Here is a 13,908-nt window from a genome sequence, read left to right on the forward strand (position 1 = left end):
GCGCGCTCTTTTTCAATCCCTCTCGATGGTTAATCACCCGTCATGACTGCAAAACTAATCGACGGCAAAGCGATCGCCGCAGGCCTGCGCCAGCAGATCGCCAAACGTGTCGCCGAACGTCGCCAACAGGGCCTGCGTACGCCGGGCCTGGCGGTGATTCTGGTGGGCAGCGATCCTGCATCCCAGGTCTATGTCTCGCACAAGCGCAAGGATTGCGAGGAAGTCGGCTTTATTTCCAAGGCCTACGATCTTCCTGCGCAAACTACCCAGGCCGAACTCACCGACCTGATCGACAGCCTCAATGACGACGCCACTATCGACGGCGTGCTACTGCAACTGCCGCTGCCGGAGCATCTGGATGCATCGCTGCTGCTGGAGCGCATTCGTCCGGACAAGGACGTCGACGGCTTCCATCCTTATAACGTCGGTCGCCTGGCTCAGCGCATCCCCCTGCTGCGCCCCTGCACACCGAAAGGAATCATGACGCTGCTGGAAAGCACTGGCGTTGATCTCTACGGGATGGATGCAGTGGTGGTTGGCGCCTCCAACATCGTCGGTCGCCCCATGGCGATGGAACTGTTGCTGGCAGGCTGCACCGTGACCGTAACCCACCGTTTCACCAAGGATCTGGCCGGCCATGTCGGCCGCGCCGATCTGGTGGTAGTGGCTGCCGGCAAGCCGGGCCTGGTCAAGGGTGAATGGGTCAAGGAAGGCGCCATCGTCATAGACGTCGGTATCAACCGTCAGGACGACGGCAAGCTGGTCGGTGACGTGGTGTACGAAACCGCCCTGCCCCGTGCCAGCTGGATCACGCCAGTACCGGGCGGTGTAGGCCCGATGACTCGCGCCTGCCTGCTGGAAAACACCTTGTACGCGGCAGAAACACTGCACAGCTGATCGGGCAGCAGCGCACAAATGAAAACGGCACCTCAAGAGGTGCCGTTTTTGTTTCTAGCAAATGTTACTTCTTGGCGTTTTCCCAGCTTTTCAGCAGGTCAGCATAGGCAATGGTTTCGCCTTTAGGCTTCTCATTGGCCAGCTTGCGCTGTGGCGCGAGGAACTTGCCGCCACTCTGTTCAGCCTTGGTGTACCACTCTTCAGCCGAGGTTTCCGGATTCATCTTCGGCGCGCAACCACTCGCCTCTTGAACCTTGGAACGCTCGATACGCGTCATGATGGCATCCTGATCCTTGGCCAGACCATCCAGCGCTGCCTGAGCGGTTTTCTCGCCGGTCACGGCTTCAGCCACGTGGCTCCACCACAACTGCGCCAGTTTCGGATAGTCCGGTACGTTGGTGCCGGTCGGCGACCACTGCACGCGGGCCGGGCTGCGGTAGAACTCCACCAGACCACCGAGTTTCGGTGCCAGTTCGGTCATTTCCTTGGAGTTGATGTCCGACTCACGAATCGGCGTCAGGCCGACGATGGTCTTCTTCAACGATACCGACTTGGAAGTGACGAACTGCGCATACAGCCAGGCCGCATTGCGTTTCTTCTCTTCGGAAGACTTCAGGAAGGTCCACGAACCCACGTCCTGATAGCCCAGCTTCATGCCTTCTTTCCAGTACGGACCTTTCGGCGACGGCGCCATGCGCCATTTCGGCGTGCCATCAGCGTTCATGACCGGCAGACCTGGTTTGGTCATGTCAGCGGTGAAAGCGGTGTACCAGAAGATTTGTTGCGCAACGTTACCCTGGGAAGGCACCGGACCCGACTCGGAGAAGGTCATGCCTGCCGCTTCAGGTGGTGCATAGGCTTTGAGCCAGTCGATGTATTTCTGGGTAGCGAAAACAGCCGCCGGGCCGTTGGTATCGCCGCCACGGGTGATGCTGGAACCGACCGGATGGCAGTCCTCTACGCGGATGCCCCACTCGTCCACTGGCAAGCCGTTAGGCAGGCCCTTGTCGCCGCTGCCGGCCATGGAGAACCAGGCATCGGTAAAGCGCCAGCCCAGGGACGGGTCTTTCTTGCCGTAGTCCATGTGACCGTAGACTTTCTTGCCGTCGATTTCCTTGACGTCTTCGCTGAAGAATTTGGCAATGTCTTCATAAGCCGACCAGTTGACCGGAACACCCAGCTCGTAGCCGTACTTGGCCTTGAACTTCTCTTTCAGATCAGGACGCTCGAACCAGTCGGCGCGGAACCAGTACAGGTTGGCGAATTGCTGGTCGGGCAGCTGATACAGCTTGCCGTCCGGAGAGGTGGTGAAGGAGGTGCCGATGAAGTCCTTGATATCCAGGGTCGGCGAAGTGACCTTCGCGCCTTCAGGGCTGGCCATCAGGTCGGTCAGCGACAGAGCCTTGCCATAACGCATGTGGGTACCGATCAGGTCGGAGTCGTTGACCCAGCCGTCATAGATACTTTTGTCCGACTGCATGGCGGTCTGCAGCTTCTCGATCACATCACCTTCCTGGAGCAGGTCGTGGGTGACCTTGATCCCGGTGATTTCAGCGAACGCCTTGGCCAGCACCTTCGACTCGTATTCGTGAGTGGTCAGGGTTTCCGAGACCACTTTGATGTCCATGCCGCGGAACGGCTCGGCCGCCTTGATGAACCACTCCAGCTCCTTGAGCTGATCTTCTGGCGACAGGGTCGATGGCCGGAATTCGGTCGTTGCCCATTTTTTCGCGGCGTCTTCATAGGCATCTGCCCATGCGGTCACGCTCAAGCCACTCAACGCCAGCATCGCTGCCAGCGACACGCTATGTCGCAGTTTGTTGTTTTTATAGAACATAGATACCTCCAGTTGTTGTTATCAACCGGCCGGATGCTGATCCGACCGGGGTCCTGAAATCTCAAGCGTGCCACTCTTGTCGCCCCAGCAACGGGCGACTACCCCCAACGCATCACCAACAACAGCCACACCAGGGAAATCACCGAAGCGATCCAGATGCTCCAGTCCGTCACGCCTATCACCAGCAAATGCAGGTAGGCGCTACCAAGAAGTCCGATAAACAGGCGATCGCCACGACTGGTGGTGATCGGCAGAAAACCGCGGCGCTCGACACACGGCGAACGCAGCTCCCAGATCGTCATGCCGACCAGCGCCGCCGCAATGGCGCCGAAGAAGGCAGCAGTGAGGGTAGTCCAGGCCATCCAATCCATCATGCGACTCCTTATACCCGGCCCAGGGCAAAGCCCTTGACCACGTGATTGCGAACGAACCAGATCACCAGCATGCCCGGCAAAATGGTCAGCACCCCGGCCGCAGCCAGTACCCCCCAGTCAATGCCGGAGGCCGACACGGTGCGGGTCATCACCGCGGCGATTGGCTTGGCATTCACAGAAGTCAGGGTCCGCGCCAGCAGCAGCTCGACCCAGGAGAACATGAAGCAGAAGAACGCCGTGACGCCGATGCCGGAGCCGATCAGGGGAATGAAAATCTTCAGGAAGAACTTGGGAAAACTGTAACCGTCGATGTAGGCGGTTTCGTCGATTTCCTTAGGCACACCCGAGATAAAGCCTTCCAGGATCCACACCGCCAGCGGCACGTTGAACAGGCAATGAGCCAGTGCCACGGCGATATGGGTATCGAACAGACCGATGGACGAATACAGCTGGAAGAACGGCAGCAAGAACACGGCCGGTGGCGCCATGCGGTTGGTCAGCAGCCAGAAGAACAGATGCTTGTCGCCGAGAAAACGATAGCGCGAGAACGCATAGGCCGCCGGCAGCGCCACGGTCAGCGAAATCACCGTGTTCAGGCAAACGTAGTACAGCGAGTTGATATAGCCGCTGTACCAGCTCTCATCGGTGAAGATCACCTTGTAGTTGGCCAGGGTGAAATCCTGCGGCCACAGGCTCAGGCCGCCGAGGATCTCGCCATTGGTCTTGAACGACATGTTCACCAGCCAATAGATAGGCACCAGCAGAAACAGGATATACAGGACTAACGGAACCATTTTGCGCGCGTTCATGGCCGCTCCTCAGTTCTTGTCGCTGTGGGTCATGGCGGTATAGAACAGCCAGGACACCAACAGGATGATCAGGAAATACACCAGCGAGAAAGCCGCCGCCGGGCCGAGGTCGAATTGCCCCAGGGCCATGGTGGTCAGGGTCTGGCTGAGGAAGGTCGTGGAGTTACCCGGCCCGCCGCCCGTGAGCACGAAGGGCTCGGTGTAGATCATGAAGCTGTCCATGAAGCGCAGCATCACCGCGATCAGCAGCACGCTCTTCATTTTCGGCAGCTGGATATGGCGGAAGATGGCCCAGGACGATGCCTGATCGATCCGCGCGGCCTGGTAATACACGTCCGGAATGGCACGCAGGCCGGAATAACTGAGCATCGCCACCAGCGAAGTCCAGTGCCAGACGTCCATCACCAGCACGGTGACCCAGGCGTCGGCGCTGTTGGCAGCGTAGTTGTAGCTGACGCCGAGTTTGTTCAGGGTCCAGCCCAGCAGGCCGATATCGCCACGACCGAAGATCTGCCAGATGGTGCCCACCACGTTCCACGGAATCAGCAGCGGAATGGTCATCAGGATCAGGCAGACCGTGGACCAGCGGCCCTTGGTCGGCATGCACAGGGCCACCGCAATCCCCAGGGGGATTTCGATCAGCAGCACACAGGCCGAGTAGATGAACTGACGCAGCAGCGAGTCGTGCAGGCGCGGATCACGCAGCACCTGACGGAACCAGTCGGCGCCGACGAAGTAGCGGCTGGACTGGTCGAAGATGTCCTGCACCGAGTAGTTGACCACGGTCATCATCGGCACGATGGCACTGAACGCCACCAGCAGGAAGACCGGCAGCACCAACCACCAGGCCTTGTTGTTATGCACCTTATTCATGGCCAGGCTCCAGCAAAAAGTCATCGGCGTACAGCATCAGCCACTGCCCGGGAAAACTGATCCAGGCCTTGCCTTCGGGCACCGGCTTGTCTTCCTGCAGGCGCACCTTGAGCTTCTGCCCGGCCAGGTCCAGGGTGAGGATCTTGTAGGTACCCAGGTCTTCGACATAGGTCACGTCCGCGCACATGGCTTCTTCGAACGGGCCGTCCCAGACATGCACGAACTCAGGGCGGATACCGACTTTCAAAGTCTTCCACTGCGTCGCAGCGAGGGTGTCGAGCATCGCTTGCGGCAAGGCCAGATGCACATCGCCAAAGCCGACACCACCGACCTCGGGCTTGACGTCGATCAGGTTCATGCCGGGGCTGCCAATGAAGTAGCCGACAAAGGTGTGCAACGGCTTTTCGAACAGCTCGCGGGGCGTGCCGAACTGAACGATCTGGCCGCCGTACATCACCGCGATCTTGTCGGCGAAGGTGGAAGCCTCCAACTGATCGTGGGTGACGTAGACCATGGTGATATTGAACTGCTCATGGATCTGCTTGAGCTTGCGCCGCAGTTTCCACTTAAGGTGCGGGTCGATCACGGTCAGGGGTTCGTCGAACAGAATGGCCGAGACGTCGTCCCGAACCAGACCGCGGCCCATGGAGACCTTCTGCTTTTCATCTGCGGTCAGGTTACTGGCTTTCTTTTTCAGCAGCTCCTGCAGGTCGAGAACTTCGGCAATCTCGTTGACCTTGATCTTGACCCGAGTCTCATCGACGCCCTGATTGCGCAACGGGAAAGCCAGGTTGTCGAACACCGTCATGGTGTCGTAGACCACCGGAAACTGGAAAACCTGGGCGATATTGCGCTTTTCCGGGGTCAGATCGTTGACTCGCTTGCCATCGAACAGCACCTGCCCTTCCGAAGGGCTGAGCAGGCCGGAAATGATATTGAGCAGGGTCGACTTCCCGCAACCGGAAGGGCCAAGCAACGCATAGGCGCCGCCCTGGTTCCAGATGTGGGTCATCTCGCGGATCGCGTAGTCTTCGGGGCCGCCCGGCGTCTTGCTGTAGCTGTGGGCGAGGTTCTGCAAACGGATTTCGGCCATCAGGCAACCCTCGCCATGCGCAGGCCCGGCGCTTGAATCAAGCGGTCCTGCTGATCGAATACGAATAGTTTGTGGGTCGGGATATACACGCGGATCGGCGCATCGACGTCATAGGCGTGGACGCCCGGCAGGTGCAATACCAGCGAGAAATGCTCGTTGCGCACATGCAGGAAGGTTTCCGAACCACTGATCTCGGCCAGTTCCACGGTGACCGCCAACTCCAGGTCGTCATCGTTGGACGGCACCAGGCTCAAATGGCTGGGGCGTACGCCGAAACGGTAGTAACCGTCGCCGATAGTGCGCAGATCGACATTGAGCGGGAAGTGCACGAAATTGGCGAAGCTGACTTCGTTGCCATCGATACGGCCCGGCATCAGGTTGATCGGCGGCTCGGAGAACAGCTCCGCGGCCAGCACGGTCTGCGGCTGGTGATAGACATGCGGGGTCACACCGCTCTGGATCAGCCGGCCTTCATGCAGAATAGTGGTGGTGCCGCCCAGGGCCAGAGCCTCGTTCGGCTCGGTGGTGGCGTAAACCGCGATGGTATTGCGCGCCGCGAACAGCTCACGCATTTCCTGACGCAACTCTTCGCGCAGCTTGTAGTCAAGGTTGACCAAGGGTTCGTCGAACAGAATCAGGTCGGCGTCCTTGACCAGCGCCCGGGCCATGGCCGTGCGCTGCTGCTGACCACCGGAGAGCTCCAGAGGGAAGCGCGGCAGGAATTTCTCGATACGCAGCATCCGCGCGGTTTCCCGCACCTTGCTTTCGATCACATCCTTCGATACACCGGTCTGGCGCAGAGGCGAGGCGATGTTGTCGAACACGGTCATGCTCGGGTAGTTGATGAACTGCTGATAGACCATCGAGATATTGCGCTGGCGTACCGGCTGGCCGGTGACATCAACGCCGTTCATCAGGATTCGACCGCTGTCTGGCTTGTCCAGCCCGGCCATCAGACGCATCAGACTGGTCTTGCCGGACAACGTCCGCCCCAGCAGTACGTTGAAAGAACCGGCTTCGAAGCTCAGGGATACGTCGTCGATCCAGGTTTGACCATCAACCGTACGGCTGACGTGCTCCAGGGTGAGAGACATGGTGTGCCCTTTTGTTCATTCTTATTAGGGTGTTTACGAGTAGCATTCACAAACATTCGAATGATTATTCGTTAGCGATAACCGTGCCAAACCTATCGCAACGCCTTAAAGCACCGCTTTAGAGCCTTCCGCGCAAATCAGCGAAAAACCCTACGTTCAAAGCTGAACAAAAGTGAACACCAAAGCCTGAACACCTGAACAAAATGAACATTGACTTTGAACACTACTGAACGACACTCTGTGCACACCGGCGCCCCCCTCAGCAGGCATGCGCGCAGGTCGAACGACAAAAACAATAAAAGCACCGCAGGATCGATACCCATGGCCAACCCCAGTGCATCGCTCGCCCACGACATCATCATTCAGGACTCCTGGAGCCGCTGTCGGGATTTCGGCCTCGACCATCAATCACGCCCGTCTTTCGGCCAACTGCCCAATGCGCAAGTCAGCCAGTTGCTGGAGCGCCATGAAGCCTTGGTACAGACCACCCATCAGCAAGTGCTGCCTTTCTACGAAAACATCCTGAGCAACTCCGACTGCCTGATTTTGCTGGCTGATCAACACGGGCAGGTGCTCAATTCCTGGGGCAACAAGCGTTTTGTAGATCCGGCCCAGGGCCTGGGTTTCGTCGCAGGCGCCTGTTGGGTCGAACAGGGCACCGGCACCAATGCCATCGGCACCGCCCTGGCCTGCGAGCAGGCCGTGCATATCCAGCACGACGAACACTTTCTCAAGGCCAACCGTTTCATGACCGGCTCGGCGGCGCCGATTTTCGACGCCAATCGACGGGTGATCGCGGTGCTCGATGTCTCCAGCGACAGCTTCCTGCCGCCCTCCCACACCCTGGGCGTGGTGCGGATGATGAGTCAGTCGGTGGAAAACCGGCTGATCCTCGATCAATTCCAGGACGGCTGCTTCCAGCTGACGTTCAATACCGGCCTGAACAACCTCGACAGCCAGTGGGCCGGGCTGCTGATCTTCGACGAAAGCGGGCGCATCCTCTGCGCCAACCGTCGCGCCGACAGCCTGCTGGGCCTGAGTCTGTTGCGGGCCAATATCGAAAACCTGTTCAAGACGCCCATCGCGCAACTGCTCGACAAGACCGAAGGCCAGCCCTTCGCCCTGCAAGCCTCGGGGCATAACCGTTTCCACGGCGTACTGCGCCGCCCGCAACGCCAGCCGGGCCGCTCATCGCGGATCCTGCATTCGGTCAAGCCACTGACGCCGCCGCGCCCTGCCCCGAGCACCTCAGGCATTGCTCTGGACGCCATCGGGCCCGGCGATGCGCGCATAGAGAAGGCCGTGCGTCAGGCAGGCAAACTGATTGAAAAGAACATCCCGGTGCTGATCCATGGCGAAACCGGGGTGGGCAAGGAGGTGTTCGTCAAGGCGCTGCATCAGGGCGGGTCGCGGGCAGAACAACCATTCATTGCGGTGAACTGCGCGGCGATTCCGGCCGAACTGGTGGAGTCGGAACTGTTCGGCTACGAGCGTGGCGCTTTTACCGGGGCTAATCAGAAAGGCAGCATCGGCCTGATCCGCAAGGCCGATAAAGGCACGCTGTTCCTCGATGAAATCGGCGATATGCCCCTGCCCGTACAGGCCCGCCTGCTCCGGGTCTTACAGGAACGCTGCGTGCAGCCCTTGGGCAGCAGCGAGTTATTCCCGGTGGATATCCGTCTGGTTTCGGCCACCAACCGTCCCTTGCGCGAGCAGGTGCAGTCCGGCCACTTCCGTCAGGACCTGTACTACCGCATCAGCGGTCTGAACCTGGAACTGCCGCCCCTGCGCCAGCGCAGCGACAAGACCGCGTTGATTCAGCGCCTGTGGAATCAACATCGCGAAGACTGGCAAGTAGCGGGCTTCGAGCCCGAGGTGCTGGAACTGTTCGACCAGCACCCGTGGCCCGGCAACCTGCGGCAGATGAGCAGCGTGATCCAGGTCGCCCTGGCCTTGGCCGATGACGAGCCAATCAGCACCGAACATTTACCGGAAGACTTTTTTGCCGATCTGGATCTGAATCAGGAAGACAATCGCTCGCAGGTGCCGCAGCCGTTCATTAATCAGGCCAGCCTGGACAACCCCGAAGATCTGAACCGCCTGTTGCAGGCGGCGGGGGGCAATATTTCACAGCTGGCAAAGCAGCTGGGAGTCAGCCGCAATACCTTGTACAAGCGCCTGCGCGAACAAAGCACCTGAAAAATTCTGCGAGGATTGCCCCGCAAATGTGGGACCGGCTTTAGCCGGGAAGAGGTCGGTACACCCAATACATATTCGGCGTCCTGGATATCGTCTTCCCGGCTAAAGCCGGTCCCACACAGTCTGCACAGGCTTGATGCATGTCAGGCGGATATCAATCCGCCAAGCGCCACGTAGTCCCGCCCTTGCCGTCTTCCAGCACCACGCCCATGGCGGTGAGCTGGTCGCGGATGCGGTCGGATTCGGCCCAGTTCTTGTCGGTACGGGCTTGCAGACGCGCCTGAATCAGCGCCTCGACTTCAGCCGCATCGACCTTGCCCTCAGCACCGGCACGCAGGAAGTCATCGGCTTCGAGCTGCAAGACACCCAGCACACTGGCCAACTGCTTCAGACGTGCCGCCAGACCTGCCGCAGCGGCCAGATCGGTATCACGCAGGCGGTTGATTTCCCGGACCATCTCGAACAGCACCGCGCAGGCTTCCGGCGTGCCGAAATCGTCGTCCATGGCCGCAGTGAAACGCTCGACCAACGCCTCGCCACCGGCAGGCTCAGCCACCGGCAAACCCTTGAGGGCGTGATAGAAGCGCTCCAGCGCACCCTTGGACTCTTTCAGGCTGTCTTCGGAGTAGTTGATCGCGCTGCGGTAGTGGCTCGACACCAGCAGGTAACGCACCACTTCCGGATGGTATTTCTCCAGCACGTCGCGAATGGTGAAGAAGTTGTTCAAGGACTTGGACATCTTCTCGCCATTGATGCGAATCATGCCGCAGTGCATCCAGGCATTGGCGTAGGTCTTGCCGGTGGCCGCTTCGCTCTGGGCGATTTCGTTTTCATGGTGCGGAAACTCCAGGTCGCTGCCGCCGCCATGAATATCGAAAGTCTCACCCAGGCAGCAGGTGGACATTACCGAGCATTCAATGTGCCAGCCCGGACGCCCCGGGCCCCAGGGTGATTCCCAGCTCGGCTCGCCCGGCTTGACGCCTTTCCACAGGACGAAGTCCAGCGGATCGTCCTTGGATTCGTCGACCTCGATCCGCGCACCGATGCGCAGGTCTTCGATCTTCTTGCGCGACAGCTTGCCGTAGCCGAGGAACTTGCCGACGCGGTAATACACGTCGCCATTGCCCGGCGCGTAGGCATAGCCCTTGTCGATCAGGGTCTGGATCATCGCGTGCATGCCGGCGATATGCCCGGTGGCACGGGGTTCCATGTCCGGCTTGAGGATATTCAGCCGGGCTTCGTCTTCGTGCATGGCGTCAATCATGCGCGCGGTCAGGGCTTCGAACGACTCGCCGTTTTCACGGGCGCGATTGATGATCTTGTCGTCGATGTCGGTGATGTTGCGCACGTACGTCAGGTCATAACCGCTGAAACGCAGCCAGCGGGTCACCAGGTCAAAAGCCACCATGCTGCGGCCATGGCCCAGGTGGCAGTAGTCGTACACAGTCATCCCGCAGACATACATGCGCACCTTGTTGCCATCCAGCGGCTTGAAGACTTCTTTGCTCTTGGTGAGCGTGTTGTAGATAGAAAGCAATGACTTAACCTCAGGTCCAGGAATCGCGCAGGGTCACTGTGCGGTTGAAGACCGGTTGACCAGGTTTGGAGTCCTTGATGTCCGCGCAGAAATAACCTTCGCGTTCGAACTGGAAACGGTCTTCCGGCTGTGCTTGCCCCAATGATGGTTCAGCACGACAACCCGTCAGTACTTGCAGGGAGTCCGGATTGATGTTGTCCAGGAAGCTGGCGCCTTCTTCGGCTTTCTCAGGATTTGGCGAGCGGAACAGGCGATCGTACAGACGCACTTCGCATTCGATACTTTCAGCCGCCGGGACCCAGTGAATCACGCCCTTGACCTTACGGCCCTCGGGGTTCTTGCCCAGGGTGTCCGGATCGTAGGAGCAGCGCAGCTCGACGATATTGCCATCGGCGTCCTTGATCGCTTCGTCGGCACGAATCACATAGCTGCCGCGCAGGCGCACTTCGCCGTTAGGCTCCAGGCGCTTATAGCCCTTTGGCGGCTCTTCCATGTAGTCGTCGCGATCGATATAGATCTCGCGAGAGAACGGCAGCTTGCGCACACCCAGGTCTTCTTTCGGGTGACGCGGCAGTTCCAGGTGATCGACCTGGCCTTCCGGATAGTTGGTGATCACAACCTTCAGCGGGCGCAGCACACACATGGCGCGGGGGGCGCTGTGGTCCAGATCGTCACGGATGCTGAATTCAAGCATGCCGAAGTCCACGACACCGTCGGAACGGTTGGTGCCGATCATTTCGCAGAAATTGCGGATCGATTTCGGCGTGTAGCCACGGCGGCGGAAGCCCGACAGCGTGGACATGCGCGGATCGTCCCAGCCATTGACGTGCTTCTCATCGACCAATTGCTTGAGCTTGCGCTTGCTGGTGATGGTGTAGTTCAGGTTCAGGCGCGAGAACTCGTACTGGCGCGGCTTGCACGGCACCGGCAGGTTATCGAGGAACCAGTCGTACAGCGGCCGATGGCTCTCAAACTCCAGGGTGCAGATCGAGTGGGTGATGCCTTCGATGGCATCCGACTGACCGTGGGTGAAGTCGTAGATCGGGTAGATGCACCACTTGTCACCGGTCTGGTGGTGATGAGCGTGGCGGATGCGATACAGGATCGGATCGCGCAGGTTCATGTTCGGCGAGGCCATATCGATCTTGGCGCGCAGCACGCGCTTGCCGTCTTCGAACTCACCGGCCTTCATGCGGGCGAACAGGTCGAGGTTTTCCTCGACGCCGCGCTCGCGGAACGGGCTGTTCTTGCCCGGCTCGGTCAGGGTGCCACGGTATTCGCGGGCCTGCTCGGGGGTCAGGTCGTCGACGTAAGCCTTGCCTGCCTTGATCAGCTCGACAGCCCAGTCGTGCAGTTGATCGAAATACTGCGAGGCATAGCGCACGGCGCCGTCCCACTCGAAGCCCAGCCACTTGACGTCGCTTTCAATGGCGTCGATGTATTCCTGGTCTTCCTTGGCCGGGTTGGTGTCGTCGAAACGCAGGTGCGTGACGCCGCCGAACTCCTGGGCCAAGCCGAAGTTGACGCAGATCGACTTGGCGTGGCCGATGTGCAGGTAACCATTGGGCTCAGGCGGGAAGCGGGTGACGATCTTGACGTGCTTGCCGGAGTCCAGGTCGGCCTGAATGATCGGGCGCAGGAAGTTGGTTGGAATAGCAGGGCCTGCCTTTGAATTCGCAGCGGGGTCTTGAGTGGGCTTGCTCATGGGATCCTTGGACATACTAGTGCGGCCAGCGGCGGCCGACCAAACAAAACGTCTATCATAGCCCAAGCTGTCAAGGCCCTGACAGGGCGCTGTGAGAAAACCCAAACTACCGCTCGACGAATAACGCCTTTAAACTGCGCGCCTGGGTTAAATCGGCAGCACTGGCGATGCACGCCAAACCTTCATTCACGCATCCCCACAAGAGCGATTCGAACATGTCCAAAGTAAAACTGACGACCAACCACGGCGATATCGTCCTGGAACTCAACGCTGAAAAGGCGCCGATCACCGTCGCCAACTTCATCGAGTACGTGAACGCCGGTCACTACGAAAACACCATTTTCCACCGCGTCATCGGCAACTTCATGATCCAGGGCGGCGGTTTCGAGCCTGGCATGAAAGAAAAGAAAGACAAGCGCCCAAGCATCCAGAACGAAGCCGACAACGGTCTGCCGAACAAAAAGTACTCGGTCGCCATGGCCCGTACCATGGAGCCGCATTCGGCCTCCGCGCAGTTCTTCATCAACGTTGCCGACAACGCCTTCCTCAACCACTCCGGCAAGAACGTGCAGGGCTGGGGCTACGCAGTATTCGCTGAAGTGATCGAAGGCAGCGACGTTGTCGACAAGATCAAAGGCGTGGCCACTACATCCAAGTCCGGCCACCAGGACGTACCTGCTGACGACGTGATCATCGAGAAAGCCGAGATCATTGAGTGATTTTACTGATCTCCGACCTGCATCTTGAGGAGCAACGCCCGGACATTACTCAGGCGTTTCTGGATCTGCTGACCGGGCGTGCCCGCACTGCCAAGGCCCTGTATATCCTCGGAGATTTCTTCGAAGCCTGGATCGGCGACGACGCCATGTCGCCCTTCCAGCGCTCGATCTGCCAGGCCCTGCGCGATCTCAGCGACAGCGGTACTGAAATTTTCCTGATGCACGGCAATCGCGACTTCATGCTCGGCCAGGCCTTTTGCAAGGCGGCTGGCTGCACGTTGTTGAACGACCCGAGCGTCATCCCGATGAATGGCGAGCCCGTGCTGCTGATGCACGGCGACAGCCTGTGTACCCGCGACGAAGCCTACATGCGTCTGCGCCGCTATCTGCGCCATCCGCTGACCCTGTGGATCCTGCGCCACCTGCCGCTGCGCACCCGGCACAAACTGGCGCGCAAGCTGCGCAGCGAAAGCCGCGCGCAAACCCGCATGAAGGCCAACGACATCGTCGACGTAACGCCCGAAGAAGTGCCGCGGATCATGAGCCAGTACGGCGTACGCACCCTGATCCACGGCCACACCCACCGCCCGGCCATTCATAAACTGCAGGTCAACGACCAGACCGCTCAGCGCATCGTGCTGGGCGACTGGGATCGTCAGGGCTGGGCATTGCAGGTGGATGAACAGGGGTTCAATCTGGCGGCGTTTGATTTTGTGCAGCACAGCAATCTCGGATTGGAATGAGATGTGGGAGCCAGCTTGCTGGAGATAG

Annotated in this window: 11 protein-coding genes and 1 pseudogene; 4 read left to right on the forward strand and 8 right to left on the reverse strand. The window is 59.5% G+C overall.

Annotated elements, in window-relative coordinates:
• The first annotated feature begins 42 nt into the window (after positions 1–42).
• Positions 43–897 carry a bifunctional methylenetetrahydrofolate dehydrogenase/methenyltetrahydrofolate cyclohydrolase FolD gene (gene folD / locus AC1Z24_RS23330; protein WP_259102468.1) on the forward strand — a complete coding sequence of 285 codons (855 nt, stop codon included), beginning with the start codon at positions 43–45 and terminating at the stop codon, positions 895–897.
• A gap of 64 nt (positions 898–961) precedes the next feature.
• On the opposite strand, the gene AC1Z24_RS23335 is transcribed toward folD, so the two are convergent.
• The 6 genes from AC1Z24_RS23335 to AC1Z24_RS23360 form a co-directional block, all read right to left on the reverse strand.
• Positions 962–2,734 (reverse strand): ABC transporter substrate-binding protein, encoded by a 1,773-nt coding sequence (locus AC1Z24_RS23335; protein ID WP_483742899.1) that lies wholly within the window; start codon positions 2,732–2,734, stop codon positions 962–964.
• A gap of 98 nt (positions 2,735–2,832) precedes the next feature.
• Complete coding sequence (locus tag AC1Z24_RS23340; RefSeq protein WP_259102697.1) at positions 2,833–3,105, reverse strand: DUF2160 domain-containing protein; 273 nt, start codon at positions 3,103–3,105, stop codon at positions 2,833–2,835.
• Positions 3,106–3,116: 11 nt separating this feature from the next.
• Positions 3,117–3,917, reverse strand: a complete 801-nt coding sequence (locus AC1Z24_RS23345; RefSeq protein ID WP_259102472.1) for a carbohydrate ABC transporter permease — start codon at positions 3,915–3,917, stop codon at positions 3,117–3,119.
• Positions 3,918–3,926: 9 nt separating this feature from the next.
• Entirely contained in the window at positions 3,927–4,790 is an 864-nt protein-coding gene (locus AC1Z24_RS23350; RefSeq protein WP_259102474.1) for a carbohydrate ABC transporter permease, read from the reverse strand.
• On the reverse strand, positions 4,783–5,883 hold the full coding sequence (locus AC1Z24_RS23355; protein ID WP_483742900.1) for an ABC transporter ATP-binding protein: 1,101 nt from the start codon (positions 5,881–5,883) through the stop codon (positions 4,783–4,785). Before AC1Z24_RS23355 ends, AC1Z24_RS23350 begins: the two co-directional genes overlap by 8 nt.
• The gene (locus AC1Z24_RS23360; RefSeq protein WP_483742901.1) at positions 5,883–6,977 is read right to left on the reverse strand and encodes an ABC transporter ATP-binding protein; all 1,095 of its coding nucleotides are present in this window, start codon (positions 6,975–6,977) and stop codon (positions 5,883–5,885) included. Before AC1Z24_RS23360 ends, AC1Z24_RS23355 begins: the two co-directional genes overlap by 1 nt.
• 1,278 nt (positions 6,978–8,255) lie before the next feature.
• On the opposite strand from AC1Z24_RS23360, the pseudogene AC1Z24_RS23365 reads away from it, so the two are divergent.
• Positions 8,256–9,176, forward strand: a pseudogene (locus AC1Z24_RS23365) (sigma-54-dependent Fis family transcriptional regulator); the annotation flags it as partial.
• A 154-nt stretch (positions 9,177–9,330) separates the two neighbouring features.
• On the opposite strand, the gene cysS reads toward AC1Z24_RS23365, so the two are convergent.
• Positions 9,331–10,713: a cysteine--tRNA ligase gene (gene cysS, locus AC1Z24_RS23370; RefSeq protein ID WP_259102481.1), complete on the reverse strand. Its 1,383-nt coding sequence runs from the start codon at positions 10,711–10,713 to the stop codon at positions 9,331–9,333.
• Between the two features lie 10 nt (positions 10,714–10,723).
• A complete protein-coding gene (locus AC1Z24_RS23375; protein WP_483742902.1) occupies positions 10,724–12,418 on the reverse strand; it encodes a glutamine--tRNA ligase/YqeY domain fusion protein in 1,695 nt (564 codons plus the stop codon).
• A 215-nt stretch (positions 12,419–12,633) separates the two neighbouring features.
• Here AC1Z24_RS23375 and AC1Z24_RS23380 point away from each other — a divergent pair, with 215 nt between their 5' ends.
• The gene (locus AC1Z24_RS23380; protein WP_259102484.1) at positions 12,634–13,137 is read left to right on the forward strand and encodes a peptidylprolyl isomerase; all 504 of its coding nucleotides are present in this window, start codon (positions 12,634–12,636) and stop codon (positions 13,135–13,137) included.
• Positions 13,134–13,880 (forward strand): UDP-2,3-diacylglucosamine diphosphatase, encoded by a 747-nt coding sequence (gene lpxH / locus AC1Z24_RS23385; RefSeq protein WP_483742903.1) that lies wholly within the window; start codon positions 13,134–13,136, stop codon positions 13,878–13,880. Before AC1Z24_RS23380 ends, lpxH begins: the two co-directional genes overlap by 4 nt.
• Positions 13,881–13,908 lie beyond the last annotated feature (28 nt).

Source organism: Pseudomonas sp. JL23 (assembly GCF_056933585.1).

Coding starts and splice junctions, on each gene's coding strand:
- AC1Z24_RS23375 (WP_483742902.1), bottom strand. CDS start 12,418: ATGAGCAAGCCCACTCAAGACCCCGCTGCGAATTCAAAGGCAGGCCCT.
- AC1Z24_RS23355 (WP_483742900.1), bottom strand. CDS start 5,883: ATGGCCGAAATCCGTTTGCAGAACCTCGCCCACAGCTACAGCAAGACG.
- AC1Z24_RS23350 (WP_259102474.1), bottom strand. CDS start 4,790: ATGAATAAGGTGCATAACAACAAGGCCTGGTGGTTGGTGCTGCCGGTC.
- AC1Z24_RS23360 (WP_483742901.1), bottom strand. CDS start 6,977: ATGTCTCTCACCCTGGAGCACGTCAGCCGTACGGTTGATGGTCAAACC.
- AC1Z24_RS23380 (WP_259102484.1), top strand. CDS start 12,634: ATGTCCAAAGTAAAACTGACGACCAACCACGGCGATATCGTCCTGGAA.
- AC1Z24_RS23345 (WP_259102472.1), bottom strand. CDS start 3,917: ATGAACGCGCGCAAAATGGTTCCGTTAGTCCTGTATATCCTGTTTCTG.
- AC1Z24_RS23340 (WP_259102697.1), bottom strand. CDS start 3,105: ATGGATTGGATGGCCTGGACTACCCTCACTGCTGCCTTCTTCGGCGCC.
- AC1Z24_RS23335 (WP_483742899.1), bottom strand. CDS start 2,734: ATGTTCTATAAAAACAACAAACTGCGACATAGCGTGTCGCTGGCAGCG.
- folD (WP_259102468.1), top strand. CDS start 43: ATGACTGCAAAACTAATCGACGGCAAAGCGATCGCCGCAGGCCTGCGC.